Source organism: Mucilaginibacter aurantiaciroseus, from assembly GCF_024055595.1.
Taxonomy (GTDB): domain Bacteria; phylum Bacteroidota; class Bacteroidia; order Sphingobacteriales; family Sphingobacteriaceae; genus Mucilaginibacter; species Mucilaginibacter aurantiaciroseus.
Genome location: NZ_JAMXOF010000001.1, coordinates 992,777 through 1,019,710, shown reverse-complemented (window position 1 = coordinate 1,019,710; position 26,934 = coordinate 992,777). Strand labels below are relative to the sequence as shown.

Sequence of the window (26,934 nt, the reverse complement as noted above, 5' to 3'; positions counted from 1 at the left end):
AAATTAAATTCCGACCTTTTTTCTTGTTATAATATGTAACTTATTTTTTAGCTTTTGAGTTGTTGTAGATCATCCCTCTAAACACTTTACCTTCCGACTGGATACCAGCCTCGCGAGATTGATCGACAGAGAAAGTTTTTAAGCTGCTTAAGCTCTGTGTTTGCTGATTACTACCGGTAAGCACATAGTTACCTTTTGTAACAAAATTGATGGCATATTTCAACAGGCTTTCCGTAGGGTCGCCAAAATCTTTGGTAACATCATCAGATGCCTGTTTGCCCGGGTAATCTACAGTGCCCGGGGTCATACCGGCGTAATATCCACCTTTACCCAGGCTATTCTTAGTCTCAAACTGAGGGATATACATTTGGTATTTGTTAATGTCAATATCAAAGAAACCAACCGGCTTGCCATAGCTTTTTGTACCTATAAGATTAACATTTAAAGAAGTTACCGGCAACAGGTTGTTAATGGTAAGTTCACTTGCTGATGCGGTTGAACCTGTCACAATAAAAAACACGTGGCTTAGGTTAAGCGTTGTTGAAACGCCATCTTTAGAAAACTTAACTGTGTTACCGGCTACCGTGTAATCAAAGTCGTAATATGAATATATTGCGCCTTTATCATCTTTTCGTTTTTGATTAGCCAGTATGGTCGCTTTACGATCAACCATTGTTTGATTAAAATAGTAACTAAACATGGTAGTATTGGTTTTATTGGCCGGTGCAATCAGGTTACTCAAATATTCGGCTGTAGATACGTAACCGCCGCCATTATAACGCAAATCCACAACCAGATCGGTAACTCCTGCAGCAGCGAAAGTTGCAAAAGCTGCATCAAGTTTCGGCCTTGCGTTAGCATCAGATGTAAAACTGTTGAATACAAAATAACCAACTTTTTTGCCACCACCTGCATCAATAACCTTAGTTGCTAATACCGGGTTTACATTATAACTACCAGTAGACATAGTCACATTAAAAGTAGTTAAGTCGGGTCTTTTAAGCGTTAAAGTAATGTTTGAAGAATTAGCGTACGCATTAATTAAAAAGTTAACGTTTGTACCGGCATCATAAGTAAGGCCCGAACCTGTTCGGCCGTTAATGCCTATAATTTGGTAACCACGTTTAAGGTCATTTACATCAGCCGGCGAACCCGGGTAAACATATTTAACCCTAATATCGTCGTCGCCGATCCAAACAGGCGCAAAACCAAAATCGCCTTTTACACCGTTTAATTCACCAGATACGCTACCATCATCTATAAAAGAATATTTTGCTGTACCGGGGTCCTTTTTACGATATTCATACGGCTTGCCTGTTGAAGGGTCAGTACTGTATTGTGTCATCGCGTCGATCTCGGTTTGCAATGCGTCCAAATCATTAGCGCCCGGAAAAGAACGTGGCTTAAATGCCGAATAAGATGGCAGGCTTTCGTTCCAGTAGTAAACCTGTTTCGCATATAAAAATACCGAATCTTTAATAAAATCAAGCGTTGAGCCGGATGTCGGCGGTAAATCAGTGCCGGTTGTACCGCCCGTATTGTCTGTATTACCGGGAGTGATCTTTTTATCTTTTGAACAAGAAATAATAATCACTGTAGCAGATAATAGTATTAAGTAAAATAATTTCTTCATGGTTTAATTAATTATATCGAGTAAACGGTGTTATTGTATTTATATTATCAAAATTTAGTTATATGATTTCGCCGGTATTAATATAGTCAATTCCGCAGGTTTCGGCACATAACCTATCTGTTTCAGAGCCTGATATCATTAACAGATCGCGGCGATCTAAATTGTGTTCCTTCATTAATAAATGTATTACATCCGGCTCGGGCTTGGGTAAACTTTCATCAGCAAAATAACATGTTAAATAGGGTTCTAAACCGTGCCACTCTATCTGCCTTAACTTATTAAGCTGCTGTTGCGGGCTGCCGTTTGTAACTATAAATAGCCTTTTACGGTCGGTAACAACCTCCTGCATAAAGCTAAGCATATTTTTAAATAAGAGCAATTTTAAAGGCAACCGCGATGTTAACAACATTATCTCCAACTTATCGCGATACTTCTCTTCAATGCTAAGCTGTGAAACAAGCTCACTATATACCTTTCCTGCTCCTTTTTTAATATACGTATCTATCATCAATTCGGTTGTCCTGGCAGCACTATTAAATTCGGTGTACTCCAAAAGGTTGGCAAAAAGGTAATAAATCTGGTAGTAGTAATCTTTTGCGGGATACAGCACATCATCCAACTCAAATATGAATGCTTTTTTACCCGGGTCTATATCGTTATAACTTATCGCAGGCATTTATAATAATGATGTTGTATTCGTTAAAGAGTTGTTCGGATAAGATAAGCACGTCCAGTTCCTGCTTATTTAAAAGGTAAATATTTTTGAACCCATTATCTAAGCTAAGGGTCAGCATTTCGTGCGCATAGGTGTCATTTGCCGGGTTAGGTAATTTTATGATACCCATAAACGATGGAAACTCATTAAAATCGCCTAACACAACCTCATCACGGGTAAGTGTATTTTTAAGCTTATGCGCTTGCGCGGATGTAGCAGATGTGATAAGTACTTTCAACTTATAAGTTATTTACAATTAAACCATCCTTCATTAATATGGTACGGTCGCTCATATCTGACAGGTGCTGGTTATGGGTTACAATTACAAAGGTTTGGTTAAAATCCTTACGGAGTTTGATGAAAAGCTCGTGCAGTTCAAGCGCATTCTTAGAGTCGAGGTTACCCGATGGCTCGTCGGCAAATATCAAAGCCGGGTCGTTTATAAGCGCCCGTGCTACTGCAACACGCTGCTGCTCGCCGCCGGATAGTTCCGCAGGTTTGTGGGTAACCCTGTCGCCAAGGCCAAGCATCTGTAAAAGTTCAGTGGCTTTCTTTTCGGCTTCGGCACGTGGCACACCTGCTATAAAAGCAGGGATACAAACATTTTCCAGCGCGTTAAACTCAACCAATAAATGGTGAAACTGGAAGATAAACCCGATCTTTTGATTGCGGAACGCACTAAGGTTCTTATTGTTAAGCTTGCTCACCTCAACATCATCAATAAACAACTGGCCACTATCGGCATTATCTAAAGTACCTAGTATGTTTAACAACGAGCTTTTACCCGCGCCCGATGCCCCTACTATGGTTACAATTTCGCCGCGTTTAACTTCAAGGTCTACCCCTTTTAAGATATGCAGGTTGCCGTATGATTTATTTATAGATAGCGCTCTAAGCATGGGCGAATTTAGTGAATAGTTGATTAGAGAACAGCGATTAGTTAAATATTTTAACAGATGTTTAACATAAGCCGCGCTTGTATTATTTCATAATTATTGCGATAAATATTACAAACAGCCGTATCCGGGCTGTAATCTCTAAAAACAAAATAGTAGCTTTACCGCAAATTCTTCAACAAATATGAACATTCACGAATATCAGGGCAAAGCGATATTGAAAAGCTTTGGCGTACGAGTACAGGAAGGCATTGTTGCAGACACACCTGAAGAGGCTGTTGCTGCTGCTCAGAAAATGAAGGAAGACTTTGGGTCGGACTGGACAGTTATAAAAGCACAAATACACGCAGGTGGCCGCGGTAAAGGTGGCGGTGTAAAAGTAGCTAAGAACGCAGACCAGGTTAGGGAAATTGCAGGCAATATTATTGGCATGCAGTTAGTAACCCCGCAAACCGGCCCCGAAGGTAAACTTGTTAAAAAGATTTTGGTTGCGCAGGATGTTTACTACCCCGGCGAAAGCGAAGTAAAAGAATATTATATAAGCGTATTGCTTGACCGTGCCAAGGGCCGTAACATTATCATGTACAGCACCGAAGGCGGTATGGACATTGAAGAAGTAGCGCACTCTACACCAGAACTGATCCACAAAGAAGAGATTGACCCTAAAGTTGGCTTGCAAGGTTTCCAGGCGCGCAAGATCGCGTTTAACCTGGGCTTATCCGGTGATGCCTTTAAGGATATGGTTAAATTTATCACTGCTTTATACAAAGCGTACGATGCTACCGATTCTTCTCAATTTGAAATTAACCCCGTATTAAAAACATCTGATAACAAAATTTTAGCGGTTGATGCTAAGGTTAACATTGATGATAACGCTTTATACCGCCACCCTGATTATGCAGCCATGCGCGATACGGATGAAGAAGACCCTACCGAGGTTGAAGCAAGCAAAAGCAACCTTAACTACGTAAAGCTTGACGGTAACGTTGGTTGTATGGTTAACGGTGCAGGTTTAGCTATGGCTACTATGGATATCATTAAAATTGCCGGTGGCGAGCCCGCTAACTTCCTTGACGTTGGCGGAACCGCGAATGCACAAACGGTTAAGGCCGGTTTTAATATCATCCTTTCGGATCCAAACGTTAAAGCTATCCTGATCAACATTTTTGGTGGTATAGTACGTTGCGACCGTGTTGCACAAGGTGTTATTGATGCTTATCATGAAATTGGCAACATCCCTGTACCTATCATCGTTCGTTTACAAGGCACAAACGCCGCTGAGGCAAAAGAACTGATCGACAATTCTGGCTTAAAAGTATTCTCTGCTATCCTTTTAAAAGAAGCTGCAGACAGGGTTAAAGAAGTGTTAGCATTATAATTAAAGTCCCGATAGCTATCGGGAAGTATAAACAAAAAAGGGAGCCATAAGGCTCCCTTTTTTTGTTTATTATCATATTGTAAAATTAAAAGTTTAAACAAACAATCCTTCTATTGCGCAGATATTTAGTAATGTATGTATGTTTTAATTCTTTAATAAACCAATGTACGTTTAAACATCTACTAGTATATTTGTATTATCACTAATAGAGAACCAACAAAAAATATCATGGCAAAAACTAAATGGGTTTTAGATTCAATGCACTCAGAGGTTCAATTTAAATTAAAACACTATGTAATATCAACCGTAACAGGTTATTTCAAAACATTTGAAGGTGCTTTAGAAACAGAGAACGAAGACTTTAGCGGCGCAATCGTTGAGTTGTCCTTAGATGTTAACAGCATTGATACTACCCAACCACAACGCGACGAACACTTAAAAAGCGCTGAGTTTTTTGACGCGGCAAGCTTCCCTAAGATCAGCTTTAAATCAACGTCGTTTACCAAAGACGGTGACGATTATAAATTAGTAGGTGAACTAACTATTAAAGATGTAAGCAAACCGGTAACATTTGCTATTGAGCACGGTGGCGTAGCAGGTGACTTTTATGGCAATACCAAAGCAGCTTTTGAAGTAACTGGCAAAATTAACCGTAAAGATTTTGGCCTTACCTGGGATGGCGTAACCGAACCAGGTTCTATTGTAGTAGGAGAAGATATTAAATTGATTGCCAGCATACAGTTTGCTAAACAAGCGTAATTAATTTTGGATTTCGAATGTTCGTTTTCGGAATTATAAAATTAAAGCCGCCGGGTTTATGCCTGCCCATTGGCAAATGCAATCTCAAACGAGGTTGCATTTGTTGTATATTGCAAAACTAAATCAGGCTTTTTTAATTATATATATATAATAATAAAAAAAGTTAAATCCGAAATCGAAAATTCGAAATCCGAAATACAAACATGCTGATACGAATTTACCCCGAAAACCCGAACGAGAAAGCCATTGAGCAGGCGGCTGATATATTGCGCAAAGGCGGCATCATCATCTACCCTACTGATACAGTTTATGGGTTGGGCTGCGATATTACCAATCAAAAAGCTGTCGAGCGGATTTGTAAGATCAGGAATATCAAACCTGAGAAAGCTAATTTCTCATTCATCTGTTACGATCTTAGCCATATCTCAGATTATATCAAACCGATAGACAACGCTACCTTCCGTGTGCTAAAGAAAGCATTACCGGGGCCGTTCACTTTTATATTTAATGCCAGCCATGCGGTGCCTAAGTTGCTAAGTAGTAACAAAAAAACTGTAGGTATCCGTGTACCGGATAATAACATCGCTCGCGAAATTGTAAAAGCCCTGGGAAACCCTATCCTATCTACCTCCATCCACGATGAGGATGATATCATCGAATACTCTACCGATCCCGAACTGATCCACGAGAAATATGAAGATCTGGTCGACATGGTTATCGATGGCGGCTATGGCGAAAACATCCCATCAACCGTTGTAGATTGCACAGCGGGCGACTTTGAGGTTATCCGCGAAGGTAAAGGCGACCTGCGAGAATATTTATAACCGTATCTTTACGCAATAACATCGACAAAATTTGATCAGCAACATTAAACAATTCGCCGAATTTATCCGCTCTTATGCAACCGGCGGGGTCATCCTTATTGCCTGCGTGATTATTTCGCTGGTAATTGCAAATACAGGACTGCATACCCCTTTCGCCCATTTTCTTAATACTCATATCGGCCCATACAGTAGAATAACCTGGATTAACGACGGGCTGATGGCTATCTTTTTCTTGCTGGTGGGGTTAGAAATTAAAGACGAGGTATTAAACGGGGAACTATCCGACAGGCCATCAGCTACATTACCTGTTTTTGCGGCAATTGGTGGCATGCTGGTACCGGCCGGCATTTACGCGCTTATCAACTTCCATACAAACACCAGCGCGGGTTGGGGTATCCCTATTGCTACCGATATCGCTTTTGTGGTGGCTATAATCAGCGTTATTAAATCGAGGGTACCTCAATCATTACAGGTATTTATAAAGGCATTGGCTATTGTTGATGATTTGGGCGCGATATTGGTTATAGCTATCTTCTACTCGGCAGGGTTGCACACCACCTACCTGCTCTTAGCATTGGCGATGTTTGTATTACAATTGCTACTTAACAAGTTTAATGTTCGGTATTTGTTGGCCTATTTAATTCCCGGTGCATTCATGTGGTATTTTATCCATCATAGCGGTATCCACGCGACAGTTGCAGGTGTACTTACGGCAATGACTATCCCACATAACGTAAAGCTTAATTATTCGCCTTTAAAGAAACTCATCCACCTGTTAGAGAACCCTGTAAATTTTATCATCATCCCAATATTCGCGTTAGCAAATTCAAACATCAATATTGGTGAAAGTTTGGCGGGTGGTAATATCATCAATCCATTATCTGCAGGGATCTTACTGGGGCTGATGTTGGGCAAACCCATAGGCATTACCCTCTTCAGCTGGCTTGCTGTAAAACTAAAGTTATCCAAACTGGCCGATGGTGTTAAATGGATGCAGGTTTGGGGGATCGGTCAGTTGGCCGGTATAGGCTTCACCATGTCGATATTTATGGCGCTGTTATCCTTTGCCGACGTGAGTTTGCAAAGCCAGTCAAAATTTATTATTTTAGTTACTTCGGTATTGGCGGCGGCTGTAGGTTATACCATACTCCTTAAAATTAAAAAAGCGTAGAGACGCAATACTTTAAATCTCCGTTAGGTAATCATATTCAATCAGACGCGAAGTATCGCGTCTCTATAAATTTTTGATGCCTTTAATAAACGCCGGGATCTTCTCCATAAAATTATCCTCACCCAAAAGTTTCACAAAGGCGCTGCCTACAATGGCACCATTGGCGTATTCGCAGGCTTTACTGAACGATCTTTTATCCGAGATCCCGAAACCTATAATAGTTGGGTTATTCAATTCCATAGCTTTAATGCGGTTGTAATAACCCGCAATACTATCGGTTAACTGCAAGCTGCCACCGGTGATAGATGATGATGAAAGCAGGTAAATAAAACTATTGCTCAAGGTATCTATTTTACGGATGCGCTCTTCGGACGTTTGCGGGGTAACCAGAAAGATATTGCTTAAGCCGTTATCCTTAAAGTGGTTGATATACAGCATCTCATACTCATATATCGGCAGGTCGGGAACGATGATGCCATCTACACCAACCGATGCCGCTGCTTTGCAAAAGCGTTCTACACCATACTGTACAATAGGGTTAACGTAACCCATTAATAAAATCGGGATGCTTACCCGGCTGCGTAGATCTTTCAATTGCTCAAACAGCAGGTTAAGCGTCATACCATTATCCAACGCCGTTTGTGAGCTATGCTGAATGGTTGGCCCATCAGCAACCGGGTCAGAATATGGAAAACCTATCTCCAGGAAATCAGCACCCGCTTTTTCCAATGCTTCGGCAATATCTACAGTAGCATTAAGCTTTGGGTAACCGGCGGTAAAATATATCGAAAGCAGGTTTTTTTTCTTAGTTGAGAAAAGTTGGTTGAGACGGTTCATGGGAGTGGTTGGATTAGCCATGTGCAAAAATATCTTTTAATAAACGTCTTTTATAGTATAAAAAATGATTTTTTACCACAAAGCACACAGCGGTTTTTCACAGAGTGCACAAAGCTTTGCGAATTATTAATCTCTGTGCTCTTCGTGGTTCTTTCTTGGTACCCTTTGTGATTAATTCTAATTCAAATATTTTTGCTTTGCCACCTTAAACTCCTACTTTAGAGCAATCTGCTTTTGGCAGGCATGCATTTAAACCTGAAGAATATGTCGCCCGGAATATTACTCTCATTTATAATTGGTTACTTTTTGGTACTGCTGGTTATCTCCTACTTCACCTCCAAAAAATCATCAGATAACGATACCTTTTTTGTGGCTAACCGCAATTCTAAATGGTACCTCGTAGCTTTTGGGATGATAGGTACAGCCTTGAGCGGGGTAACTTTTATATCCGTTCCCGGCAAAGTTGGCGCGCCAAGCGGCGATCAGTTTGCTTATTTTCAATTTGTACTGGGTAATGCTGTAGGGTTCCTCATCATTGCCACCGTTCTACTGCCGCTCTACTATCGTTTGAAACTAACCTCTATTTATAGTTATATTGAACAGGCTTTAGGTACGTGGAGCTATAAAACAGCTGCGGGTATCTTCCTCTTAAGCCGTACTATAGGCTCATCATTCAGACTTTATTTGGTGGTTATTGTGCTGCAAAAATTCATCTTTGACAGTTATGGCGTGCCCTTCGCGGTAACGGTTTTGATTTGTTTGGTACTAATCTGGTCGTACACCTTTAAAGGTGGGCTAAAAACCATTATTATTACTGATAGTCTGCAAACCCTGTTCCTGGTATCATCTGTGTTCCTGTCCATTTATTTCATTTGCGATAGCCTTCATTATAATATATTCCAGGCTGCGGAAGCCATTAAAAATAGCAGCTACTCCAAAATCTTCTTTTTTGACGATTTCACGATCAGCCACTTCCATATCAGCAAGCAATTTCTCGGCGGGATATTCATTACCATTGGTATGACCGGCCTTGACCAAGACCTGATGCAGAAAAACCTGAGCCTTAAAAACATCAAGGAGGCACAAAAAAACATGTTCAGCTTTACGGCTATTTTCGTGGTGATCAACATCTTCTTTTTAAGTGTGGGCGCACTTTTATACATTTATGCGCAACGCTATGGCATCAGCGTAGCAAAAACCGATTACCTATACCCTACCATTGCCCTGCAATACTTAGGCATAATTCCTGCTATGGTATTTATGCTGGGCTTAACTGCGGCCACATTTGCTACGACCGATTCGGCTTTGACCGCATTAACAACTTCTTTCTGTGTAGATTTCCTGAACTTTAACAAACGTGGCGATGTAAACAGCAAAAAAATGATCAATGTTCGCCATTATGTGCATATCGCTTTTTCGGGGTTAATTTTCCTAACGATCATAGCGTTTAACGCTTTAAATAACGATGCTGTAGTTACTGCCATCTTTAAAGTAGCATCCTACACTTACGGCCCGCTTCTTGGCCTTTATAGTTTTGGTTTATTTGTGAGCAAAAGGCAGGTTAACGATAAGTTAGTGCCATTTATTTGTTTGATCTCGCCTGCGGTTTGTTACTTCCTCAGCACAGAGTCAAAAGAACTATTGGGCGGTTATGTTTTCGATAACGAACTCATCATTGTAAACGGTTTAATTACTTTTGCAGGCCTGTGGATATCATCGAGCCCGAAAGTCGGGAAGACTGCAAGTCTGCAAGTGGCTTAAATTCACATTATAAAACTTAAAGGAAATTTTGTTGTAATATCTATCACACATACTTCCGGACTTAACCGACTTCTCGGACTTCCGGACTAATTTACTAACATGACTGGTGAAGAAAAAATAAGACAAGCATTTGAGAATAAAAACTGGCAGGAAATTAAGGTGACCGATTCCTGGCAGATCTTTAAAATTATGGCCGAATTTGTAGACGGCTTCGAGAAGCTAGCAAAAATAGGCCCATGTGTATCCATCTTTGGATCGGCACGCACGCATAACGATAACCCATACTACAAGCTGGCCGAAGATGCTGCCCGACTGCTTACCGAGCGTGGTTACGGTGTGATATCCGGCGGTGGCCCCGGTATTATGGAAGCTGCCAACAAGGGCGCTTACGAAGCTGGAGGTAAATCGGTAGGGTTAAATATCGAGCTGCCGTTTGAGCAGTTCCATAACAAATATATCGACAGGGACAAGATCCTGGAGTTTGATTACTTTTTTATCCGTAAGGTAATGTTTATGAAATACTCGCAGGGTTTTATCATCCTGCCCGGTGGTTTTGGTACTATGGACGAATCTTTTGAGGCCATCACGCTAATCCAAACCGGCAAGATCGCCCGTTTCCCAATCGTATTTGTCGGGGTTGATTATTGGGGTGGATTATTTAAATGGGTGGAAGAAAAAATGCTTGCAAATGAGCACAACATCAGCCCAGATGACCTTAACCTTTACCGGGTGGTTGATACCGCCGAAGAAGCTGCAGAACACATTTTCCGTTTTTACGATAAGTATGTGTTGAAGCCGAACTTTTAATAGAGTTATTGATTCATTAAGAGATTTTTTTAATTCATGAACTGCGCTAATCTTCATTCGTTTACTCAACTATCTTATCCTAATACTGCATTGGCTATTTTTGAAAGTTCGCAAAATTTTTTATTTTCTTGTCGGAAATTGTTTAATATTTAACATAATAAAGATGTACCACCTTTTTGAAAATCAACACATTGAAAAAATTAAAAGCCTTAAAATCCCGGATTTGGATTTTAAGGCTTTTGAAATCACTTACATAATTTCAGCAATTGTAGAATACTATGCGAAGCTGAAATATAAATATTTGTATTTTAACTGGCACCACCGGGTACAGTAGTGCATCGATAATCACCCGGGCAGATAGAGTCTCCGACATTAGTACAGCCATCTAAACTTATACAACCCCACTCCCTAAAGTTGGTTTGGCATGCGCACTGAAACGTTCCTCCCACCCCGCCTCCACCTGGTAGCGTACCTCCTAAAATATTTTTCATTTCATTTCTCGAAAGCAAATTTTTCTTAAACTTTTCCATAAGTGTAATGTGTTACATTATTTATAAATGATTAAAATTCAAATAAATCATGGATGAAATTAGGCTTAAAATTAATTAAACTAAATTTTTAGTCGATTTACTAAAATAGATATATTACTTCCAAATATTACCTAATAATTAATATCGATTTGTAAATTATTAATTGTTAATTTACAGTAATGGATGCGCTTACCCAACCCAAAAAAAAGGCTGCACTAAGCTTTATATTTGTTACCCTGCTTATTGATGTTATTGGATTAGCCATCATCATCCCCGTTTTTCCGAAATTGATAGAGAAGCTGATCCACGGTGACCTAAGCCAGGCATCCCGCTATTCGGGATTATTGCTGGTAGCTTACGCGGTTATGCAATTCCTGTTTTCGCCGCTTGTAGGTAACCTGAGCGATAAATATGGCCGCAGGCCGGTATTGCTTTTTTCTCTTTTAGGTTTCGGGATCGATTATCTTTTCCTGGCGTTTGCCCGCACAATCGGCTGGTTATTTGTCGGGCGGATTATAGCTGGTATAACCGGTGCGAGTTTCACAACAGCATCGGCATATATTGCAGATGTAAGCGAACCCGAAAAACGTGCGCAAAACTTTGGGATGATTGGCGTTGCCTTTGGCCTTGGCTTTATTATTGGCCCGGTCATAGGAGGCGTATTAGGTAAAATAGACACACATTATCCATTTTATGCCGCTGCTACTTTGGCTTTGTTAAACGCTGCTTACGGATATTTTATTCTTCCGGAGTCTTTAGACAAAGAACATCGCCGGGACTTTAACTGGAAACGTGCTAATCCATTAGGATCCTTGATCCAATTGAAAAAATATCCCGCTGTAATTGGCCTGGCCGTTTGTCTGTTTATAGTTTACTTCGCCGGGCATGCCGTACAAAGCGTTTGGACTTTCTATACCATGGAAAAATTTAAATGGACGGAAGACATTGTTGGCTACTCCCTCGGTTTTATTGGCCTAACCATTGCCATTGTACAAGGCGGGTTAATACGCATCGCTATCCCAAAACTTGGCCAGCACCGCAGTATCTGGATAGGATTGGTTTTATATGCCATAGGCATGCTATTATTTGGCCTGGCCAACCAAAGCTGGATGATGTTTGCCTTTATGATTCCGTACGCCCTTGGTGGTATCTGCGGCCCGGCATTACAGGGAGTAATGACCAACGAGGTGCCTAAAAATGAGCAAGGCGAGCTACAAGGCGGACTTACCAGCCTAATGAGTTTAAGTTCGATATTCGGCCCCTGGTTTATGACGTTTGTATTTTACTATTTCACAAAACCTGGCGCCCCTGTACATTTGCCCGGTGCGCCATATTTTATCGCTTCGGTTTTGATGCTGATAGGTGCCGTGCTTGCTGTAAGAAGTTTTAGAAAAGAGAAACAATCTGCCGAAACATCTGCTTATAATACCGGGTCAAATTAAGTAACTGATACTTTAAACTATGGATCAACCCGTACAACACGGCAAAGCTGCTTTAGGATTTATCTTCATCACCATATTTATTGATGTTTTGGGTTTGGGTATTATTATCCCTATCCTGCCGAAATTATTGGAAGAACTGGCACATGTGGATATAAGTATGGCCAGCCAGTATAGCGGATGGTTAACTTTCACCTATGCGTCTATGCAGTTCCTGTTCGCGCCGGTATTAGGTAATTTAAGTGACATGATAGGCCGCAGACCTGTTTTGCTATTCTCGCTGTTCGGTTTCGGGATAGATTACCTATTTATGGCCTTTGCCCCTACCATTGCCTGGCTGTTTATTGGCCGATTGATAGCTGGTATAGCAGGCGCAAGTACCACCACAGCAACCGCATACATTGCCGACATTAGCACCGGCGAAAAACGCGCTACAAATTTTGGTTTAATTGGCGCAGCAACAGGTTTAGGGTTTATCTTTGGTATAGGCTTGGGTGGGTTTTTAGGTAATTACTGGATAAAGCTACCTTTTATAGTAGCCGCCGGGTTAGCCTTGCTAAATGCCCTATATGGCTTTTTTGTATTGCCCGAATCGCTAACCTTAAGAAACCGCCGGCGTTTTGAGTGGAAACGCGCTAACCCAATTGGTTCGTTGTTAAGATTGAGAAAATACTCTATGGCGATAAGTACCTTAATTACTGCTTATACCATCGTATACATCGGCCAAAAAGCTATTGAAAGTGTACTGCCTTTTTATTTAATTGAGAAATTCCAGTGGACTTTACCCAGCATTAGCGCACTGGGTATATTTATAGGGTTGCTGATTGCCGCTATACAAGGTGGCTTTGTACGATGGACGATCCCCAAATTTGGGATGCGCAAGAATATTTTGGCGGGTATAACCTTTTATGGGATAGGTTTGATATTTATCGCGTTTAATAATGTTGGATGGCTGATGTATATTTACATGATCCCTTATTGCCTGGGTGGCATTGGCGGCACGGCACTGCAGGGCTTTATATCCGATAACGTACCCGCTAACGAGCAGGGCGAACTTCAGGGTGCTTTGGCAAGTTTAGTGAGCCTCACAACCATCATAGGCCCGTTGATGATGACAACGTTGTTCCACCATTTTACGCTAAAGGGCGCAGCGGTTTATTTCCCGGGGGCGCCGTTCCTGATGGGGGCTGTGCTGATGTTTATAGCCATTACATTAACGATTCGCAGTTTTAAAAAGAAAGATCCGAAATTGCTGCTGCAGAACGCAGCTAATCCAAGCCGCTAACCCCGCCCGAGATCACAAATTTCATCACATCGGCAGCGCTGCGGTTAATGGGTTTTATTTTATCTACCGAAACGATAACCACCTGCCCCGCGAATGAGTACGACATAGGGAAGTACACCGCAACCTCGCCCGGCAGGCCAAGTGCTTTCATGTCTTTCTGTACCAGGAAACCAATTTTCTTCAGTCCAAACTCATTTACCTCTACCAAAACCGGCTCGTTAAATTTCTTTTCCTCACCTACAAAAGCTTCGGTAAGGTCTTTAATAGACGAGTAAAGGAACTTGAATAACGGCAACCTGTTTAGCCAGCGGCCAAACCATTTTTTGATAGGATCGGTAATTACGTTGGTAACCAATATGCCGGCCACCATAATAATAACCACCACATTAAGAATGCCCAAGCCCGGGATATATAAGGGTTTACCGTGGCTATCCACCAGAATCTCGCTGCTTAAGTTAAGGGAAGTATCTATCCGTGCTATGATCCAGAAAATGAGGAAAAAAGCTGCGAAAAGCGGTACTACAATCAATAGTCCTTTTACAAAATAATTAAGCAGGGCGCGGAATAATCTCTTCATTCTTTTAATTAATGATTTGGTGTCCCGATAACTATCGGGAGAGTGATATATTGATTTCCAAAAGCGCTTTTATCTGCACATCTAAAATTCTCACATTTGCATATCAACACATCTACTCGTAAAAGTACACCCTTTTTACCCGTTGCGAAATATTTGTTAGTATTTCGTATGGGATGGTGCCTATTTGCTGGGCAAGGTCCTCTATCCTTTGTTGCTGGTTAAATACGATTACTTCGTCGCCTTCTTTTACTTCTACATTGCTCACATCCAGCATACACATATCCATTGTGATGTTGCCAACGGTTGGTACCAGCGTACCGTTCACCAGCATTTTGCCAACACCATTACCAAAGGCACGCACATATCCATCGGCATAACCTATACGCACGGTAGCTATTTTGCCGTCAGCTTTTATGCTGCCACTTCTATTATAACTAACGGTTTCCGTAGAAGGCATTTTCTTCACTTGCGATACGGTCGTTTTTAAGGTAGCCACAGGCTGCAAACCGCTTTCGCCGCGCGGTATGGCGGCGTCAACCCCGTATAAACCAATGCCCAGCCTAACCATATCATAACGTGCGTTTGGCCAGCGGCTGATGCCGGATGTATTGCTGATGTGTTTGATAACCGTGTAACCTAAAGCCTCTTCTATCTGTTTATAAGCCGTTTCGAAGATCTGGATCTGCTGAATAGTGAACAAGTCGTGCTGCTCGTTATCACTTGCCACAAAGTGAGAGTAAACGGATTGCACCCGGATGTACGGGTTGATCTCCAGCAGGTCGCACAGCGTTTCCACTTCAAAGGCTTCGAAACCTACGCGGTGCATACCACTATCTATTTTAATATGGACGGGATAATTCAATACATCCTCTTCCTGAGCAAATTTCACAAACTCATCAAGCAAGGTAAAGCTGTAGATGGCAGGCTCTAACTTATTAGCTACCAATTTATCATATGCTAATGTTTCAGGATTTAAAACCATTATGGGCAGGGTGATGCCGGTTTCGCGCAGGGCGATGCCTTCGTCCGTGTAGGCTACGGCAAGATAATCTACTTTGTTATATTGCAGCATATTAGCCACCTCGAACGTGCCGCTACCGTAAGAAAAAGCTTTTACCATGGCCATGATCTTGACTGCGGGTTCCAGTTTGGCTTTGTAGAAGTTGAGGTTGCTAAGTAGTGTATTGAGGTTTATCTCTAATACCGTTTCGTGTGCCTTTTGCACCAGCGCCCTGCTTATCTTTTCAAATTCAAAACTGCGCGAGCCTTTGATCAGGATGGTTTCCTCGTGCAGGTGCAGTTTGCTCAGGTCTTTTAATAATGATGCTGTATCGGCATAAAAATGCGTTTGGGGGACGTTAAAAAGCGCTTTGTGGTCTTGCAGAAACGTACCTACACCAACAAAACGATCTACCTGTTTGGCATTTATCATTTGAGCAACATGTTTGTACAAGGCCTCCTGCTGCAAACCCGACTGGTAAATATCCGACAAGATCAAAGTTTTCTTTTGATGCTGATTTTGCTGATTTAAAAAGTTAAGTGCAATCTCCAGCGACTGGATATCTGAGTTGTAGGAATCATCAATGATGGAACAATCATTGATACCATGCTTCAGTTCCAGGCGCATGCTTACAGCGGACAGGCGCTCGATGCGCTCGTCTGCGTCCTCCGGACTATAACCCATAGCCAGCATGGTTGCCCAGCAAACAATGGCGTTCTCTACCGATGCCTCATCGCGGAATGGCACCAGGCACTCTATCTCCTGCTCTTTGTAAATGGCCCGCATGTAATACTTGTCTTGAATGGTGGTCTCGCTGAAAACGTACAGATCGGCAAGATTAAATTTACGGCTCCATACAAAGCAATCGCGGCTTTTAAGTTCTTCCTGGTGGTCCAGCAATGCCTCGTAGTTATATATGATCTGCTTGCAATTCTTAAACAGCTTTAGCTTTTCTATCAGTTTATCTTCGGGTGTTTCAAAGCCTTCATCATGCGCGGTACCGATGTGGGTAAGCACACCAATTGTAGGCTGAATGATCGCTTCCAGCTTATCCATTTCTCCGGGTACAGAAATTCCCGCTTCAAAGATCCCGAGATTATGCGTTTCGTTGATCTGCCATACCGAAAGCGGAACCCCTATCTGCGAATTATAGCTTTTTGGGTTACGTACAATGCTTTTCTCTGGGTTCATCAACTGGTAAAGCCATTCCTTTACAATGGTTTTGCCGTTGCTGCCGGTAATGCCAATCACCTCCAAATTAAACTGCTTGCGGTGATGCGCAACAAGTGACTGCAAAGCGGCCAATACATCTGCCACCAATAAAAAATTAGCGTCGGGCATAATGGTATCGGGCTGGTGGTCCACCACAAAATTACGTACACCGGCAGTGTAAGTATCGCCTATAAATTCGTGCCCGTTGCGCCTGCCGCCCAATGCAAAAAACAGAGAACATGAGGGGTTGTTGATACGGCGGCTATCGGTAAGCAATACACTTATGGTAGCATCGCTAACAATCTCCCCCGTGGCATTTATAACCTGTTTTACATCATTTACGGCGTACGAATTTTGCATGATACGAATATCGTACACTTTTATTGATTTAATAACCTTGATATAAGAAAATAAAGCTTAGAATACAGCGAAAATACGTATTGAACCGGGTGAATACACGGTGACGACAATTATTATAAAGCTGTAATTTTGATGCTAAACAAACTAAGCATAAAATCATGGAATAAAATCTGGAAAAGCACGAAACCGTTGTTAAGGCTAATGACAGTGCAGACGAATTATTAGAATTAGTAAGGCTGGACCCAAAGATAGCCGAGTATAAAACATCTGATATTATTAGAATTGAGGAAGCACGTTCTGGCAGTTGGAGCGGCGTTAGAGGCTGTTGTGATCAAAACACGGTTGACGCTAATGCGGAAGGGGTATTCAAAAGCTTTTTGGAAGAAAAGATCTACCAAAACCGCCATTTACGCTATATCAATTCCGGCCATGGTGGTGGCACTGCACATTGCAGAGGCCATGGAGGTGGTTGGGGTGGCAGTGGCAGAAGCTGTGGCGGTAATTTAAAGCTGCAATGCTGGGCGGAATTTGCTCCTTATTAAAAAAAAGCCCGATGCGGACATGCATCGGGCTTTAGTACTCAGAGCGGGAATCGAACCCGCACTCCTTTAACGGGAACAGGATTTTAAGTCCTGCGTGTCTACCAGTTCCACCATCTGAGCAGGCGATTAATCATTTAACAATAAATCCCTTCTGTAAGAAAGGGATTTGAGCGAAAGACGAGATTCGAACTCGCGACCCCGACCTTGGCAAGGTCGTGCTCTACCAACTGAGCTACTTTCGCATTGGTATTTCCTGCATAACATTTGGCGTAAGCCTTAGTGCGTTTGCGGGAGTGCAAATATAGACAGAAATGAACGTTCTGCAAGTAAATATTAAACTTTTTTAAAACTTTTTTATAACTCACTGTTTTTCAAAACCTCAACGGTAAGCTCCGTTTCAAAACCGCGGCTTAAAGCATACTGCTGTAGTTTATACCTGCGTTTGTAAGGGTCTTTCTCGGGCAAGGTAACCGCTTTTTTCTCTAATAAACGTATAAGGGTTCCCATGTAATCGCTTGCATCTATCTGCAAAAGCGACTTTTTTATCAGTACCGGCGATACATTTTTCAATTTGAGACCCTGTTTTATCTTGATTTTACCCCAGGCTTTCTGGTTGAATTTCCCCTTCGCGTAGGCTTTGGCAAAGCGCTCCTCATTTAAATAATTTTCTTCAATTAAACGGCTAATTATATTTTCGACAGCATCCGTCCACAAGCCTAAATCATAAAGTTTATTGCGCACCTCCTGTTGCGAACGCTCCTGGTAGGCACAGTAATTTTCGGCCTTTGCCATGCCAACATTTACATCGGTAATTCTTATTTTTTTAGGGGCGTCCATTCCAGTCAAAAATGGATAAAATTATACTAAAATTAAAATCCGAATCAAAAGCCTTTCCTCACAACCAGTTAACATTAACTTAAAACCCCAAGATTAAGTTTGCACATTGTATTTGCAATTGAAACATTATGGAAAGAAGAGCTGTATTAAAAAATATTGGCGGGTTATTGTTAACCCCTGCATTAATACTTCCGGCGGCTGCGGCAGATAGAAGGTCTGTTTTGCGGATAGCGCATTTAACGGATATCCACTAAAAAAACAAATTTGACGCACCTAAAAGGTTCGAAAAGTGTCTGCATAATGTACAGAAGCAATCGCCAAAAGCAGACTTAATCCTGAACGGTGGTGACGTGGTTTTTGATATGAATAAAGAGAACGTGGCTACCATTGATGAGCAATGGAAACTGATGAAGGGCATTATGACAAGCGAATGCAACATCCCGGTAAAATACTGCTTGGCAACCACGACATCTGGTGGAACGAGAACGACAAAGGGCAGACGCTTTACTGCAAAAAGTATTCGATGGATCAGTTACAACTGACCAGGCCCTACTACAGCATGCAAAAGAACGACTGGAATGTCATCGTTCTGGATAGGGTTCGCCTAAACGTGGAAGATATCTGGTACATAGGCAGATTTGGCGATGAGCAATTTAACAGGCTGAAGCAGGAATTGAAAAAACACCGGCAACACTACCCCAGTACTCATCTTATCACATATCCCGATACTTACAGCTACGAACCTGATCCAAGATGATATTGTAAACAAATGGACAATATATGGCGGCGATATGCATACCACCACCTCGAAGATAATTAAGCTGTTTTACAAGCATCCCAACTTTAAACTTTGCCTGAGTGGCCATATTCATCTGCGCGAAAAACTGGTTTACAACAACGTAACTTATATATGTGATGGCGCGGTATCCGGCGCGTGGTGGGAAGGCAACCGACGCGAAACCGCTCCCGGCTTTGGCCTTATCGACCTATACTCCGACGGTAGTTTTGATGAGCGTTATATAAACTACTAAAGCATTTAAAGCCAGGCGTATCCCTCCGTCTGGCTTTTATAAACTGATTTACTAAATTTTATTCAGAGTCAAACTCCACCATCCACTCAATGCCGTATTGGTCCCTAAAAATACCAAAATAGGTACCCCATGGGCTATCGCAAATTGGTCCTTCTATATCCCCACCCACAGAAAGGCCGTTAAATAACTTATCGACTTCTTCTTTGCTTTCTGCAGAAATCACAATTTTGCTTCGGTTCTCGTTTTCGTTTGTCCGGCCCAAAACTTCGGGGACATCGTTTGCCATCAGCACACTACCGTTACCTATGGGTAAGGCAATATGCATGATCTTGTTTTCTTCATGTTCCGCTACCGGGAACTCGTTACTTGCAAGGTCTTTAAAACGGATAACTTTCGTGAACTCGCCGCCAAATACCGATCTGTAGAAAGTAAATGCTCTTTCAGCGTTTCCGTTGAAGTTAATGTGGGGATTAATGAGTGGCATAATTTTAATTTTTTTATTGATTAAATTAAAAGTAGCTCCAGTATATAGTATTGATTTAAATATACTAAAAAAAACGAATGTTACTAATTTCCTGATACAATAACTACTCTTTAAGCGCGCCAAGGTGCTTATAAGTATTAAGCAACAAACCTGTAGGGGTACTTTGCGAACTCACAAATTCAAGTTTTCGCGCATCGAAGTCTTCACCAAATAAGCGTTTTCCTTTACCAAGCAAAACCGGGTAAATAATGAGTACAACTTCATTGGCAAGTCCTTCGGCGAGTAAAACGGATGTAAGCGTAGAACTTCCCAACACGATCAGGTCGGGGCCATCGGATGATTTGAGATCACGAATACCCGCTACGATATCTTCACCCACGCTCTGTACCGGCCCCCATTCCAAGCTGTCGGGCCGGTGGGTAACGATGTGTTTGGTTGCTGCGTTTATAGCATTTGCCATCGGGAAATCTCCGGCATTAGGCCAAAAATTGCTGAATATATCATAAGTTTGGCGGCCAAGCAATAGGTCGAAATCCGGTCCGTATGCATCAAAAAGCATTGCCGCACCGGCAGGGCTGCGGTATGGTGTAGTCCATGCGCCGTAGGTGTAATTCCCGTCATGTTCGATCACACCATCCAGCGAGATATGTTCAAAAATCCTGATCTTTCTCATGTTGTATTTTTAGTTTGTTTTGATAATTCAAAGATAGAATGAACAGGCGAAGCGCGTGAGGTGTATTTATGACAATAAAAGGGTGATTTGCGACGTGTGGATGGTAGTGATATGGTGTGGTGATAAAACCGACTATAGGCTAAAAAATGTTCACGTTCACGATGTGAACACACATTCATGTTTTTATAAATATTTGATATTCAAATATTCAATTTTTAGACAAGTCTAAAAATTGACGTTTACTAAGTGATTAAAGTAGATTGGCATAGCGGTTTATTGGCAACAACATCAACAAAGGCAAAAAATAAACAATTATTCTTTTACATTAGCTTTTCGTTAATTGTTAAAGACGATATGTGTAAGGTTTATAATCAAATAGGTTGTTTGACGGCGGTGAAATCACACTTGGAAATGCACAATGTGAATGAATACAAGTCGATTACTGAATTGATTAATTTTCAGAACAGTTACACTGCTGACCGTCAACAAATTGTCGCTAATCATGAAATCTTGATAGAGCAAGAACAAAATACATTAAGCGACGAATTAATCCAAATTCTCAGTGTAATTGACAGCACAAAAAATGAAGTTGAACAGCAGTTATTGTTGAAGCAGGAGAAACTGAAACAACGATTAGATAATTTGCCGGTAGCTCATTCCAATTATATAGGTTCGGTTGTCAACTATTTTAAAAAAAGCGAATTTAAGTTCAAAATTCAATTTAGCAAACTCTCTTTTAAATTTAAAGTTCAAAATTCAATTAAGGATTTTGTGAAGATCCAAAACATTAAAAGTAAGCGTCACCAATTTATCGTCACACTTTTTAAAGAAGCCGTATTGCAAAGCGGTTATACACATCTACAAGAAATAGATAGAAGAAAAGAGATAGTCGATCAAATAAATAATTCGATTTACGGTGCTTTAGGGGAGCATGAAGTGGTTAAAGAATTAAAGCGATTATCGGACGATCACATTCTAATAAATGACTTCAACCTTATATTTAATAAACCCCTTTATAATAGATACGAAAATGATTATATAAAATCGGTACAAATCGATCATATTTTGGTATCTCCCTCCGGGGTTTTTCTAATTGAAACCAAAAATTGGAGTAAACGCTCATTAGCAAATTTAAGCCTGCATTCACCTGTTCATCAAATAAAAAGAGCAAGGTTCGCTTTATCTACAGTGTTGAATGGAGGAGTTTCGAGGAATAAATTAAACTTAAACAAACATCATTGGGGAGATAGAAAAATTCCCGTAAAAAACTTAATAGTATTCACAAATCATAAGCCAATTGAAGAGTTTCAAGATGTTAAAATATTGACGGTAAATAATTTATTTAGCTACATAAGTTATTTAAGTCCGTGTTTTAAAAGCGGAGAAACACAAACAATAGCTAATTATTTACTAAAAGCAATTGGAAAATAAGTCATCACTACACCCCCTCTACCCCAACACACCTACCGCCAAGCTAATTATATCATCAAAAACGGCTCGCTCGATGGTCGATTTTGTTGTTACCTAGATGCCTTTTACGGTATTGAATATAAAACGGGCTAAGGCACGGGCGTCTTGTTAGTTGGATATCTCGCCGCTCTCCTGCCCTTTTTGGATCACACGGAAAAAAGCGTCTTCCACATTCTGGTCATTTTTTTGAATCATGTCGCCCACTTCCTTGTCGTGCAGGGCTACCTCTACCTCGGCATTTACAATAAAGCAGCCTTTCTGGCTTTTATCGTCCAGTAGGTTATCGGAAATAAATTTCAGCAGGGCTTTTATGGTTTCCTTTGCAGATTTGCCACCTTCAATAATCGTTACAAACTTGCCGGTATTGGTGCGCTAGTAGCTCTCCAACGCTTTAATAAACAGCGAATGCTTGTCGCCGTAGGTATCGTACAAACTGGATCGGCTGATGCCTAGCCCGTCCACCAGATCCTGCATAGACGTAGCATTATACCCCTTTAACCAAAAAAGGTCAACCGCTTTCTTCAGCACTGCATCCTCATCAAAATCTTTCGTTCTTGCCATAACAGAAATAGCCTTGCTTAATAATAAGCAAAGCTATTCATTTTAAAATACTTATTTAAAACGCGGGGATTATCTTACACCGCCACCTGCAAGCAGTGTTTCGTTGGTTAACCAACGAGAATCTTCCGACGCAAGGAAAACCGCGATCAAAGCGATATCTTCCGGCTGACCGATACGGCCCAATGGTGTGGTTTTAACCGCTTCGTGGTGGAAATCGCTACCGATAAAGCCCGCGGTGTGCATGCCTTCGGTTTCTACCATACCCGGGTTAATCGAGTTCACCCTGATGTTTTTAGGGCCAAGCTCTTTTGCCAACACGTGGGTAATGGCGTCAACAGCACCTTTTGTAGCGCTGTATACAGCACTTCCTACCGGGGTAATAGCACTCACCACCGACCCAATATTGATGATGCTGCCACCATTTGTATTAAAGTTTGCTACGGCGGCCTTTATGGTTAACAATAAACCAAGTACGTTGGTATCAAACTGTTTGTGAAAATGTTCCTCAGTGATCTGGTCAATGGGTCCAAATTCATATATACCGACGTTGTTCACCAGTATATCTGTAGGGCCAAATGCTTTGGTGGTTTCTTCAAACAAACGGGTTACGTCAGCCGTGCTGATTACGCTTGCCTGCACCGCGATGGCTTTACCACCTGCCGCTACAATCTCGTCAACCACTTTATCGGCGCCTGCTTTTGACGACGAATAGTTTACTACTACCGACGCGCCTGCTGCTGCAAGGCTTTTTGCTATGCCCGCGCCAATACCTTTAAAGGCGCCGGTTACTACTGCTACTTTATTTTCTAACTTTTTCATTTTGCTTACCGCTCACCAGTATGCGATAGATGCCGCCCGCCACAGAAAGGTTATCACCATCTTGCGGGCCGGTTGCTGTTAAAAAATTACCTGAATTTTCCATAATATTTTAATAGCAAAAAAGCGTTCCGCTGTTGATATGGAGCCTAATAATTATAAACTAATAACATAGATTTAATATATTGCGTTATAGTATCAACATAACTATGAACAAGCCAAGCAAAACAACAATTACCCGCAGAAAATTCATCACCGCATCGGCAATCTCTGCCGGGGGTTTAGCCTTATTGTCTATGAAGCCCGCCTTTGCGCACGGTTTACTATCGGCACAAAAGCAATATACGGTGCGGCAGGTGATAGATCTGATCCTGAAGGAAGGTAACCTCTTGCCTATCCCCAATACTGTTGATACCTTTAAATCGGGTGATGGCAATACAATTGTTACGGGGATCGTAACCACCATGTTTGCTACGGTTGACGTGATCAAACAAACGGCAAAACTTGGTGCAAATTTCATCATCGCCCACGAGCCTACCTTTTATAACCATTTAGATGACCCAAATTGGGTGAAGGACAACAGCGTCGTAAAACAAAAACAAGCCCTGCTTAAAAAGTATGGCATTACCATTTGGCGTTTTCACGATTATATCCACAACCTTAAACCCGATGCTGTTGAGTACGGCTCTATGAAGAAACTAAACTGGCTGCCCTATTTTAAAAGCGACAGCCCTACCCTAACTATCCCGCAAACAAACTTGGGGGCATTGGTTCAGCATGTAAAAACATCGTTAGGTATTGCGCACCTGCGTATCATAGGCGATCTGAAACAGCCCTGCAGCCGCATTACTTACCTGCCCGGCGCATCCGGTGGTAAAATGCAGGTCGATTTTTCTGAGCGCGATAAACCGGATGTGCTCATCGTGGGCGAACTATCTGAATGGGAAACTGCCGAGTACATCCGCGACGCGCGGTTATTTGGTTCTAAGATCTCGCTCATTATTCTGGGCCATAACTTTAGCGAAGACCCAGGTATGGATTATTTTGTGGAATGGCTGCAGCCAAAACTTGCCGGTGTAAAAATATCGCACATCAAATCGGGCGACCCTTTTACCTGGATGTAATAAAAACGCGGGTACTTAACCTACTTAAAAGTAAGATAAATACCCGCAGGTATATTTTAAAAATTAACGACTATTAATAAACCGCGTCTGGCGCGTTATAGTCGAATATAAAATCAACTATCTTTTTCAGTTCGGTGATCTTTAGCTTGGTACCTTTGTATTCCCATTTTTCTTGTTCCTTGTCTATGCTGATTTCGCCCAAGAAGTTGGGGTCGTTGCTATCTGTTGGCTCTTTAGGTGCGTCTTTGTAAGATAACCTGCTCAGGAATTTGGCGGCAAATATTTTATATGCCCCGCTACCCCAAACACCTCTTTCACTTACAATTTCAACATGCTGTTCCGGTCCGTTTTCTGTACCTACTTTTAAGATTACCATATCGCTTTAAGATTATAATATAATGACAAACGCTTTTAGAAGTTGTTTCAGATATTTTAAATTTCTATCTAAATTTCTATGCGAATAAAGCAAATATCAATTTAAATAATCATTAACAATATGTTATTTAATTTCTTCTTCATCTACGTCACGTTTAATAATTAAACTGCATTCGCCAACAAATATTGCCATGGCCCCAGCTGCTGCCAATACCTGCGCCAATACTACGGCAACCATACCAATATTTAACGGGAAACTCATTAACTCTTTACCGTGTTTATCGCTTATGGTAATGTTGTTGATATTGCCTTCTTCAACAAGCTCCTTTATCTTGTTTACAAGTTCTTTACCGTGGATGCTAAATGTTTATTTCTTTATTATATTAATTAAATACACTACTAACCAGTAAGTTACAAGTATTTAATGTAACGATTTTTGCATAGCCGTAGCCGACTCCAGGCAAACGTATGTAAATTCCTGCGATTCTTTTACAGCATCGGGGATATCCATACGGGCAATATGCTCGTAACCCTTTTCTTACAAATATTCATTAGCGGTTTCGGTGAGCAGGTAAATAGCTTCGAGGTCTTTTTCAGCTGAGGTAATCAAGGCTGTAGCACATCCCTACCTTATCGTTAATGTTTTGTTAAAGCCTATTGCTGTTTTTGAAATACACAACGGCACTGTCCAGCTTATTGTCATTTAAAAACATTAATCCGCGGTTATTGACCGCCGTGGGCAGCATTTTTTCATTCCCTGTAATTTCCGTACGTTGAATTGCCTTTTTATTTACCTCATCCGCCTCTTTAAATTTCTTTACCCGCAAGTAAAAAATGGTAGTATCCGAATACAGTTCGGCAAGGCCTGCAGTTTCTTTTACAGTAGTGTAAAGCGGTTTTGATTTAAAATACCAGCGAAGGCATTCATCATATTTACCCAGAAAGGTAATTGCCCATGCCACGTACAAAAGCGCTTTCGGCTTCCAGTTTGGTTTCTTTTGCGGCTTTTGCTTTGTAGTATGCCTTTGTAGAGAAAGAGATCACCTTAGCAAAGTCTTTTTGTTTGTTATGACGAGCTGAGTCAATCAACTGGTGGATACTTTGTGCCGAGCAGCCATAGTACAAAAAACAAGCAGGATAATGGTTAGGGGAAAACGCTTCACATAGGTTTTGATTTTGAAATATACCTCACACAAAACTGATATACTGCATTTTAATGGCAAAATACTACATATATAGTACTAAAAAAGCCCTTTTTAAGAACTTGTAGGCCCGCGGTTTGTAGTATTACTTATATTATTGCCGTTATGAAAATATTTCAACAAACACTCGACATTCCTCAAAAGCACCGTGGCTTCCATATAATCACTTATGAGGTATTAAATGCCATACCGGAGTTATCGCAGATCAAAATTGGGATTTGCCAAGTGTTTATCCAGCACACTTCCGCCTCGCTTAGCATCAACGAAAATGCCGACCCAACCGTAAGGCAGGATTTTGAAATGTATTTTAATAAAGCAGTACCCGAGAACGACCCCGATTACCGCCACGACGATGAGGGCTCTGATGATATGCCCGCGCACCTGAAGGCCGCAATGCTGGGTTGCTCAGTCCAAATCCCAATTCGAAATGGCCGACTGGCTCTTGGCACCTGGCAGGGCATCTATTTATGCGAACACCGCAACCATGGCGGCACAAGGCGATTAATGATCACTGCCTGGGGCGACTAAAACACACAAAATGTTCACGTTCACGTTTGCGAACACACGCATATATTTGTAATTACTTAATAACTAACATTTTAAATTTTACCATACTGACAAAATGATGCCACCAC

Annotated in this window: 33 protein-coding genes and 2 tRNA genes; 15 read left to right on the top strand and 20 right to left on the bottom strand. The window is 41.4% G+C overall.

The annotated features are described in order from the left end of the window. Positions 1 to 40: 40 nt before the first annotated feature. The 4 genes from NAF17_RS04740 to NAF17_RS04725 are packed head-to-tail and all read right to left on the bottom strand — an operon-like array spanning position 41 to position 3,247. Positions 41 to 1,633, bottom strand: coding sequence for a S41 family peptidase (locus NAF17_RS04740; RefSeq protein ID WP_252756829.1), 1,593 nt, complete (start codon positions 1,631 to 1,633; stop codon positions 41 to 43). 58 nt (positions 1,634 to 1,691) lie between these two features. Then, positions 1,692 to 2,309 (bottom strand): HAD family hydrolase, encoded by a 618-nt coding sequence (locus tag NAF17_RS04735; RefSeq protein WP_252756828.1) that lies wholly within the window; start codon positions 2,307 to 2,309, stop codon positions 1,692 to 1,694. Continuing rightward, positions 2,290 to 2,586 (bottom strand): hypothetical protein, encoded by a 297-nt coding sequence (locus NAF17_RS04730; protein WP_252756827.1) that lies wholly within the window; start codon positions 2,584 to 2,586, stop codon positions 2,290 to 2,292. The genes NAF17_RS04735 and NAF17_RS04730 overlap by 20 nt, the downstream gene beginning before the upstream one ends. Position 2,587: 1 nt before the next feature. Continuing rightward, complete coding sequence (locus NAF17_RS04725) at positions 2,588 to 3,247, bottom strand: ABC transporter ATP-binding protein (protein WP_252756826.1); 660 nt, start codon at positions 3,245 to 3,247, stop codon at positions 2,588 to 2,590. Between the two features lie 181 nt (positions 3,248 to 3,428). Here NAF17_RS04725 and sucC point away from each other — a divergent pair, with 181 nt between their 5' ends. From sucC to nhaA, 4 genes are all read left to right on the top strand, one after another. Then, positions 3,429 to 4,622, top strand: coding sequence for an ADP-forming succinate--CoA ligase subunit beta (sucC, locus tag NAF17_RS04720; RefSeq protein ID WP_252756825.1), 1,194 nt, complete (start codon positions 3,429 to 3,431; stop codon positions 4,620 to 4,622). Between the two features lie 228 nt (positions 4,623 to 4,850). Next, the gene (locus NAF17_RS04715; RefSeq protein WP_252756824.1) at positions 4,851 to 5,381 is read left to right on the top strand and encodes a YceI family protein; all 531 of its coding nucleotides are present in this window, start codon (positions 4,851 to 4,853) and stop codon (positions 5,379 to 5,381) included. A gap of 203 nt (positions 5,382 to 5,584) precedes the next feature. Further along, the gene (locus tag NAF17_RS04710; RefSeq protein ID WP_252756823.1) at positions 5,585 to 6,205 is read left to right on the top strand and encodes an L-threonylcarbamoyladenylate synthase; all 621 of its coding nucleotides are present in this window, start codon (positions 5,585 to 5,587) and stop codon (positions 6,203 to 6,205) included. Positions 6,206 to 6,236: 31 nt separating this feature from the next. Next, a complete protein-coding gene (gene nhaA, locus NAF17_RS04705; protein ID WP_252756822.1) occupies positions 6,237 to 7,376 on the top strand; it encodes a Na+/H+ antiporter NhaA in 1,140 nt (379 codons plus the stop codon). 63 nt (positions 7,377 to 7,439) lie between these two features. Here the strand turns inward: nhaA and trpA are convergent, their stop codons facing one another. After that, on the bottom strand, positions 7,440 to 8,213 hold the full coding sequence (gene trpA, locus NAF17_RS04700; RefSeq protein WP_252757477.1) for a tryptophan synthase subunit alpha: 774 nt from the start codon (positions 8,211 to 8,213) through the stop codon (positions 7,440 to 7,442). A 264-nt stretch (positions 8,214 to 8,477) separates the two neighbouring features. On the opposite strand from trpA, the gene NAF17_RS04695 reads away from it, so the two are divergent. The 4 genes from NAF17_RS04695 to NAF17_RS04680 all read left to right on the top strand — a co-directional run bounded on the left by NAF17_RS04695 (position 8,478) and on the right by NAF17_RS04680 (position 14,035). Beyond that, on the top strand, positions 8,478 to 9,974 hold the full coding sequence (locus tag NAF17_RS04695; protein ID WP_252756821.1) for a sodium:solute symporter: 1,497 nt from the start codon (positions 8,478 to 8,480) through the stop codon (positions 9,972 to 9,974). 99 nt (positions 9,975 to 10,073) lie between these two features. Beyond that, complete coding sequence (locus NAF17_RS04690) at positions 10,074 to 10,781, top strand: LOG family protein (RefSeq protein WP_252756820.1); 708 nt, start codon at positions 10,074 to 10,076, stop codon at positions 10,779 to 10,781. Positions 10,782 to 11,490: 709 nt separating this feature from the next. Continuing rightward, entirely contained in the window at positions 11,491 to 12,753 is a 1,263-nt protein-coding gene (locus tag NAF17_RS04685; protein WP_252756819.1) for a TCR/Tet family MFS transporter, read from the top strand. Positions 12,754 to 12,772: 19 nt separating this feature from the next. Further along, on the top strand, positions 12,773 to 14,035 hold the full coding sequence (locus NAF17_RS04680; RefSeq protein ID WP_252756818.1) for a TCR/Tet family MFS transporter: 1,263 nt from the start codon (positions 12,773 to 12,775) through the stop codon (positions 14,033 to 14,035). Here NAF17_RS04680 and NAF17_RS04675 read toward each other — a convergent pair. Both NAF17_RS04675 and NAF17_RS04670 read right to left on the bottom strand, forming a co-directional pair. Then, the gene (locus NAF17_RS04675; RefSeq protein WP_252756817.1) at positions 14,019 to 14,612 is read right to left on the bottom strand and encodes a DUF502 domain-containing protein; all 594 of its coding nucleotides are present in this window, start codon (positions 14,610 to 14,612) and stop codon (positions 14,019 to 14,021) included. The genes NAF17_RS04680 and NAF17_RS04675 overlap by 17 nt on opposite strands. A 112-nt stretch (positions 14,613 to 14,724) precedes the next feature. Next, on the bottom strand, positions 14,725 to 17,184 hold the full coding sequence (locus NAF17_RS04670; protein ID WP_252756816.1) for a bifunctional UDP-N-acetylmuramoyl-tripeptide:D-alanyl-D-alanine ligase/alanine racemase: 2,460 nt from the start codon (positions 17,182 to 17,184) through the stop codon (positions 14,725 to 14,727). 282 nt (positions 17,185 to 17,466) lie between these two features. On the opposite strand from NAF17_RS04670, the gene NAF17_RS04665 reads away from it, so the two are divergent. After that, complete coding sequence (locus NAF17_RS04665; RefSeq protein WP_252756815.1) at positions 17,467 to 17,691, top strand: hypothetical protein; 225 nt, start codon at positions 17,467 to 17,469, stop codon at positions 17,689 to 17,691. Positions 17,692 to 17,761: 70 nt separating this feature from the next. On the opposite strand, the gene NAF17_RS04660 is transcribed toward NAF17_RS04665, so the two are convergent. The 3 genes from NAF17_RS04660 to NAF17_RS04650 form a co-directional block, all read right to left on the bottom strand. Then, positions 17,762 to 17,846 (bottom strand) — tRNA-Leu (locus NAF17_RS04660). Between the two features lie 49 nt (positions 17,847 to 17,895). Continuing rightward, positions 17,896 to 17,968: transfer RNA gene (locus tag NAF17_RS04655), tRNA-Gly, on the bottom strand. Positions 17,969 to 18,080: 112 nt separating this feature from the next. Continuing rightward, the gene (locus tag NAF17_RS04650) at positions 18,081 to 18,563 is read right to left on the bottom strand and encodes a regulatory protein RecX (RefSeq protein ID WP_252756814.1); all 483 of its coding nucleotides are present in this window, start codon (positions 18,561 to 18,563) and stop codon (positions 18,081 to 18,083) included. Positions 18,564 to 18,691: 128 nt separating this feature from the next. Between NAF17_RS04650 and NAF17_RS18055 the strand changes: the two genes are divergently transcribed. From NAF17_RS18055 to NAF17_RS04640, 3 genes are all read left to right on the top strand, one after another. Beyond that, positions 18,692 to 18,817 (top strand): hypothetical protein, encoded by a 126-nt coding sequence (locus NAF17_RS18055; RefSeq protein WP_256474422.1) that lies wholly within the window; start codon positions 18,692 to 18,694, stop codon positions 18,815 to 18,817. A gap of 143 nt (positions 18,818 to 18,960) precedes the next feature. After that, positions 18,961 to 19,320, top strand: a complete 360-nt coding sequence (locus NAF17_RS04645; protein WP_252756813.1) for a metallophosphoesterase family protein — start codon at positions 18,961 to 18,963, stop codon at positions 19,318 to 19,320. A gap of 34 nt (positions 19,321 to 19,354) precedes the next feature. Next, positions 19,355 to 19,594, top strand: coding sequence for a hypothetical protein (locus tag NAF17_RS04640; RefSeq protein ID WP_252756812.1), 240 nt, complete (start codon positions 19,355 to 19,357; stop codon positions 19,592 to 19,594). A gap of 58 nt (positions 19,595 to 19,652) precedes the next feature. Here the strand turns inward: NAF17_RS04640 and NAF17_RS04635 are convergent, their stop codons facing one another. Both NAF17_RS04635 and NAF17_RS04630 read right to left on the bottom strand, forming a co-directional pair. After that, positions 19,653 to 20,078 (bottom strand): VOC family protein, encoded by a 426-nt coding sequence (locus NAF17_RS04635; RefSeq protein ID WP_252756811.1) that lies wholly within the window; start codon positions 20,076 to 20,078, stop codon positions 19,653 to 19,655. A 103-nt stretch (positions 20,079 to 20,181) separates the two neighbouring features. Further along, the gene (locus NAF17_RS04630; protein WP_252756810.1) at positions 20,182 to 20,751 is read right to left on the bottom strand and encodes a dihydrofolate reductase family protein; all 570 of its coding nucleotides are present in this window, start codon (positions 20,749 to 20,751) and stop codon (positions 20,182 to 20,184) included. 246 nt (positions 20,752 to 20,997) lie between these two features. On the opposite strand from NAF17_RS04630, the gene NAF17_RS04625 reads away from it, so the two are divergent. Next, complete coding sequence (locus tag NAF17_RS04625; protein WP_252756809.1) at positions 20,998 to 22,182, top strand: nuclease-related domain-containing protein; 1,185 nt, start codon at positions 20,998 to 21,000, stop codon at positions 22,180 to 22,182. A 147-nt stretch (positions 22,183 to 22,329) separates the two neighbouring features. Here the strand turns inward: NAF17_RS04625 and NAF17_RS18400 are convergent, their stop codons facing one another. The 4 genes from NAF17_RS18400 to NAF17_RS18050 all read right to left on the bottom strand — a co-directional run bounded on the left by NAF17_RS18400 (position 22,330) and on the right by NAF17_RS18050 (position 23,704). Then, a complete protein-coding gene (locus NAF17_RS18400) occupies positions 22,330 to 22,533 on the bottom strand; it encodes a TetR family transcriptional regulator C-terminal domain-containing protein (protein ID WP_440347858.1) in 204 nt (67 codons plus the stop codon). A gap of 60 nt (positions 22,534 to 22,593) precedes the next feature. Continuing rightward, on the bottom strand, positions 22,594 to 22,782 hold the full coding sequence (locus NAF17_RS04620) for a TetR/AcrR family transcriptional regulator (RefSeq protein WP_252756808.1): 189 nt from the start codon (positions 22,780 to 22,782) through the stop codon (positions 22,594 to 22,596). Between the two features lie 69 nt (positions 22,783 to 22,851). Then, positions 22,852 to 23,601 carry an SDR family NAD(P)-dependent oxidoreductase gene (locus tag NAF17_RS04615; RefSeq protein ID WP_252756807.1) on the bottom strand — a complete coding sequence of 250 codons (750 nt, stop codon included), beginning with the start codon at positions 23,599 to 23,601 and terminating at the stop codon, positions 22,852 to 22,854. After that, positions 23,582 to 23,704 carry a hypothetical protein gene (locus NAF17_RS18050; RefSeq protein ID WP_256474421.1) on the bottom strand — a complete coding sequence of 41 codons (123 nt, stop codon included), beginning with the start codon at positions 23,702 to 23,704 and terminating at the stop codon, positions 23,582 to 23,584. Before NAF17_RS18050 ends, NAF17_RS04615 begins: the two co-directional genes overlap by 20 nt. 103 nt (positions 23,705 to 23,807) lie before the next feature. Here NAF17_RS18050 and NAF17_RS04610 point away from each other — a divergent pair, with 103 nt between their 5' ends. Continuing rightward, positions 23,808 to 24,722 carry a Nif3-like dinuclear metal center hexameric protein gene (locus NAF17_RS04610; protein ID WP_252756806.1) on the top strand — a complete coding sequence of 305 codons (915 nt, stop codon included), beginning with the start codon at positions 23,808 to 23,810 and terminating at the stop codon, positions 24,720 to 24,722. A gap of 73 nt (positions 24,723 to 24,795) precedes the next feature. Here NAF17_RS04610 and NAF17_RS04605 read toward each other — a convergent pair whose 3' ends face one another. The 4 genes from NAF17_RS04605 to NAF17_RS04590 form a co-directional block, all read right to left on the bottom strand. Beyond that, the gene (locus NAF17_RS04605) at positions 24,796 to 25,098 is read right to left on the bottom strand and encodes a hypothetical protein (protein ID WP_252756805.1); all 303 of its coding nucleotides are present in this window, start codon (positions 25,096 to 25,098) and stop codon (positions 24,796 to 24,798) included. 123 nt (positions 25,099 to 25,221) lie between these two features. Beyond that, complete coding sequence (locus tag NAF17_RS04600) at positions 25,222 to 25,455, bottom strand: DUF4342 domain-containing protein (protein WP_370340876.1); 234 nt, start codon at positions 25,453 to 25,455, stop codon at positions 25,222 to 25,224. 289 nt (positions 25,456 to 25,744) lie between these two features. After that, on the bottom strand, positions 25,745 to 26,059 hold the full coding sequence (locus NAF17_RS04595) for a hypothetical protein (protein ID WP_252756804.1): 315 nt from the start codon (positions 26,057 to 26,059) through the stop codon (positions 25,745 to 25,747). Next, positions 26,031 to 26,186: a hypothetical protein gene (locus NAF17_RS04590; RefSeq protein WP_252756803.1), complete on the bottom strand. Its 156-nt coding sequence runs from the start codon at positions 26,184 to 26,186 to the stop codon at positions 26,031 to 26,033. The genes NAF17_RS04595 and NAF17_RS04590 overlap by 29 nt, the downstream gene beginning before the upstream one ends. Before the next feature lie 218 nt (positions 26,187 to 26,404). Between NAF17_RS04590 and NAF17_RS04585 the strand changes: the two genes are divergently transcribed. Continuing rightward, the gene (locus NAF17_RS04585) at positions 26,405 to 26,827 is read left to right on the top strand and encodes a secondary thiamine-phosphate synthase enzyme YjbQ (RefSeq protein WP_252756802.1); all 423 of its coding nucleotides are present in this window, start codon (positions 26,405 to 26,407) and stop codon (positions 26,825 to 26,827) included. Positions 26,828 to 26,934 lie beyond the last annotated feature (107 nt).

What these genes read in the sequence shown, in the direction of transcription:
- NAF17_RS04640 (WP_252756812.1), top strand. Translation starts at nt 19,355, where the DNA reads ATGCATACCACCACCTCGAAGATAATTAAGCTGTTTTACAAGCATCCC.
- NAF17_RS04735 (WP_252756828.1), bottom strand. Translation starts at nt 2,309, where the DNA reads ATGCCTGCGATAAGTTATAACGATATAGACCCGGGTAAAAAAGCATTC.
- NAF17_RS04740 (WP_252756829.1), bottom strand. Translation starts at nt 1,633, where the DNA reads ATGAAGAAATTATTTTACTTAATACTATTATCTGCTACAGTGATTATT.
- NAF17_RS04675 (WP_252756817.1), bottom strand. Translation starts at nt 14,612, where the DNA reads ATGAAGAGATTATTCCGCGCCCTGCTTAATTATTTTGTAAAAGGACTA.
- NAF17_RS04645 (WP_252756813.1), top strand. Translation starts at nt 18,961, where the DNA reads ATGGAAACTGATGAAGGGCATTATGACAAGCGAATGCAACATCCCGGT.
- NAF17_RS04650 (WP_252756814.1), bottom strand. Translation starts at nt 18,563, where the DNA reads ATGGACGCCCCTAAAAAAATAAGAATTACCGATGTAAATGTTGGCATG.
- NAF17_RS04680 (WP_252756818.1), top strand. Translation starts at nt 12,773, where the DNA reads ATGGATCAACCCGTACAACACGGCAAAGCTGCTTTAGGATTTATCTTC.
- NAF17_RS04710 (WP_252756823.1), top strand. Translation starts at nt 5,585, where the DNA reads ATGCTGATACGAATTTACCCCGAAAACCCGAACGAGAAAGCCATTGAG.
- NAF17_RS04725 (WP_252756826.1), bottom strand. Translation starts at nt 3,247, where the DNA reads ATGCTTAGAGCGCTATCTATAAATAAATCATACGGCAACCTGCATATC.
- NAF17_RS04690 (WP_252756820.1), top strand. Translation starts at nt 10,074, where the DNA reads ATGACTGGTGAAGAAAAAATAAGACAAGCATTTGAGAATAAAAACTGG.
- sucC (WP_252756825.1), top strand. Translation starts at nt 3,429, where the DNA reads ATGAACATTCACGAATATCAGGGCAAAGCGATATTGAAAAGCTTTGGC.
- NAF17_RS04630 (WP_252756810.1), bottom strand. Translation starts at nt 20,751, where the DNA reads ATGAGAAAGATCAGGATTTTTGAACATATCTCGCTGGATGGTGTGATC.
- NAF17_RS04620 (WP_252756808.1), bottom strand. Translation starts at nt 22,782, where the DNA reads ATGGCAAGAACGAAAGATTTTGATGAGGATGCAGTGCTGAAGAAAGCG.
- trpA (WP_252757477.1), bottom strand. Translation starts at nt 8,213, where the DNA reads ATGAACCGTCTCAACCAACTTTTCTCAACTAAGAAAAAAAACCTGCTT.
- NAF17_RS04605 (WP_252756805.1), bottom strand. Translation starts at nt 25,098, where the DNA reads ATGGTAATCTTAAAAGTAGGTACAGAAAACGGACCGGAACAGCATGTT.
- NAF17_RS18055 (WP_256474422.1), top strand. Translation starts at nt 18,692, where the DNA reads ATGGAAAGAAGAGCTGTATTAAAAAATATTGGCGGGTTATTGTTAACC.
- NAF17_RS04670 (WP_252756816.1), bottom strand. Translation starts at nt 17,184, where the DNA reads ATGCAAAATTCGTACGCCGTAAATGATGTAAAACAGGTTATAAATGCC.
- NAF17_RS04695 (WP_252756821.1), top strand. Translation starts at nt 8,478, where the DNA reads ATGTCGCCCGGAATATTACTCTCATTTATAATTGGTTACTTTTTGGTA.
- NAF17_RS04610 (WP_252756806.1), top strand. Translation starts at nt 23,808, where the DNA reads ATGAACAAGCCAAGCAAAACAACAATTACCCGCAGAAAATTCATCACC.
- NAF17_RS04615 (WP_252756807.1), bottom strand. Translation starts at nt 23,601, where the DNA reads ATGAAAAAGTTAGAAAATAAAGTAGCAGTAGTAACCGGCGCCTTTAAA.
- NAF17_RS04635 (WP_252756811.1), bottom strand. Translation starts at nt 20,078, where the DNA reads ATGCCACTCATTAATCCCCACATTAACTTCAACGGAAACGCTGAAAGA.
- NAF17_RS04585 (WP_252756802.1), top strand. Translation starts at nt 26,405, where the DNA reads ATGAAAATATTTCAACAAACACTCGACATTCCTCAAAAGCACCGTGGC.
- NAF17_RS04685 (WP_252756819.1), top strand. Translation starts at nt 11,491, where the DNA reads ATGGATGCGCTTACCCAACCCAAAAAAAAGGCTGCACTAAGCTTTATA.
- NAF17_RS04715 (WP_252756824.1), top strand. Translation starts at nt 4,851, where the DNA reads ATGGCAAAAACTAAATGGGTTTTAGATTCAATGCACTCAGAGGTTCAA.
- NAF17_RS18050 (WP_256474421.1), bottom strand. Translation starts at nt 23,704, where the DNA reads ATGGAAAATTCAGGTAATTTTTTAACAGCAACCGGCCCGCAAGATGGT.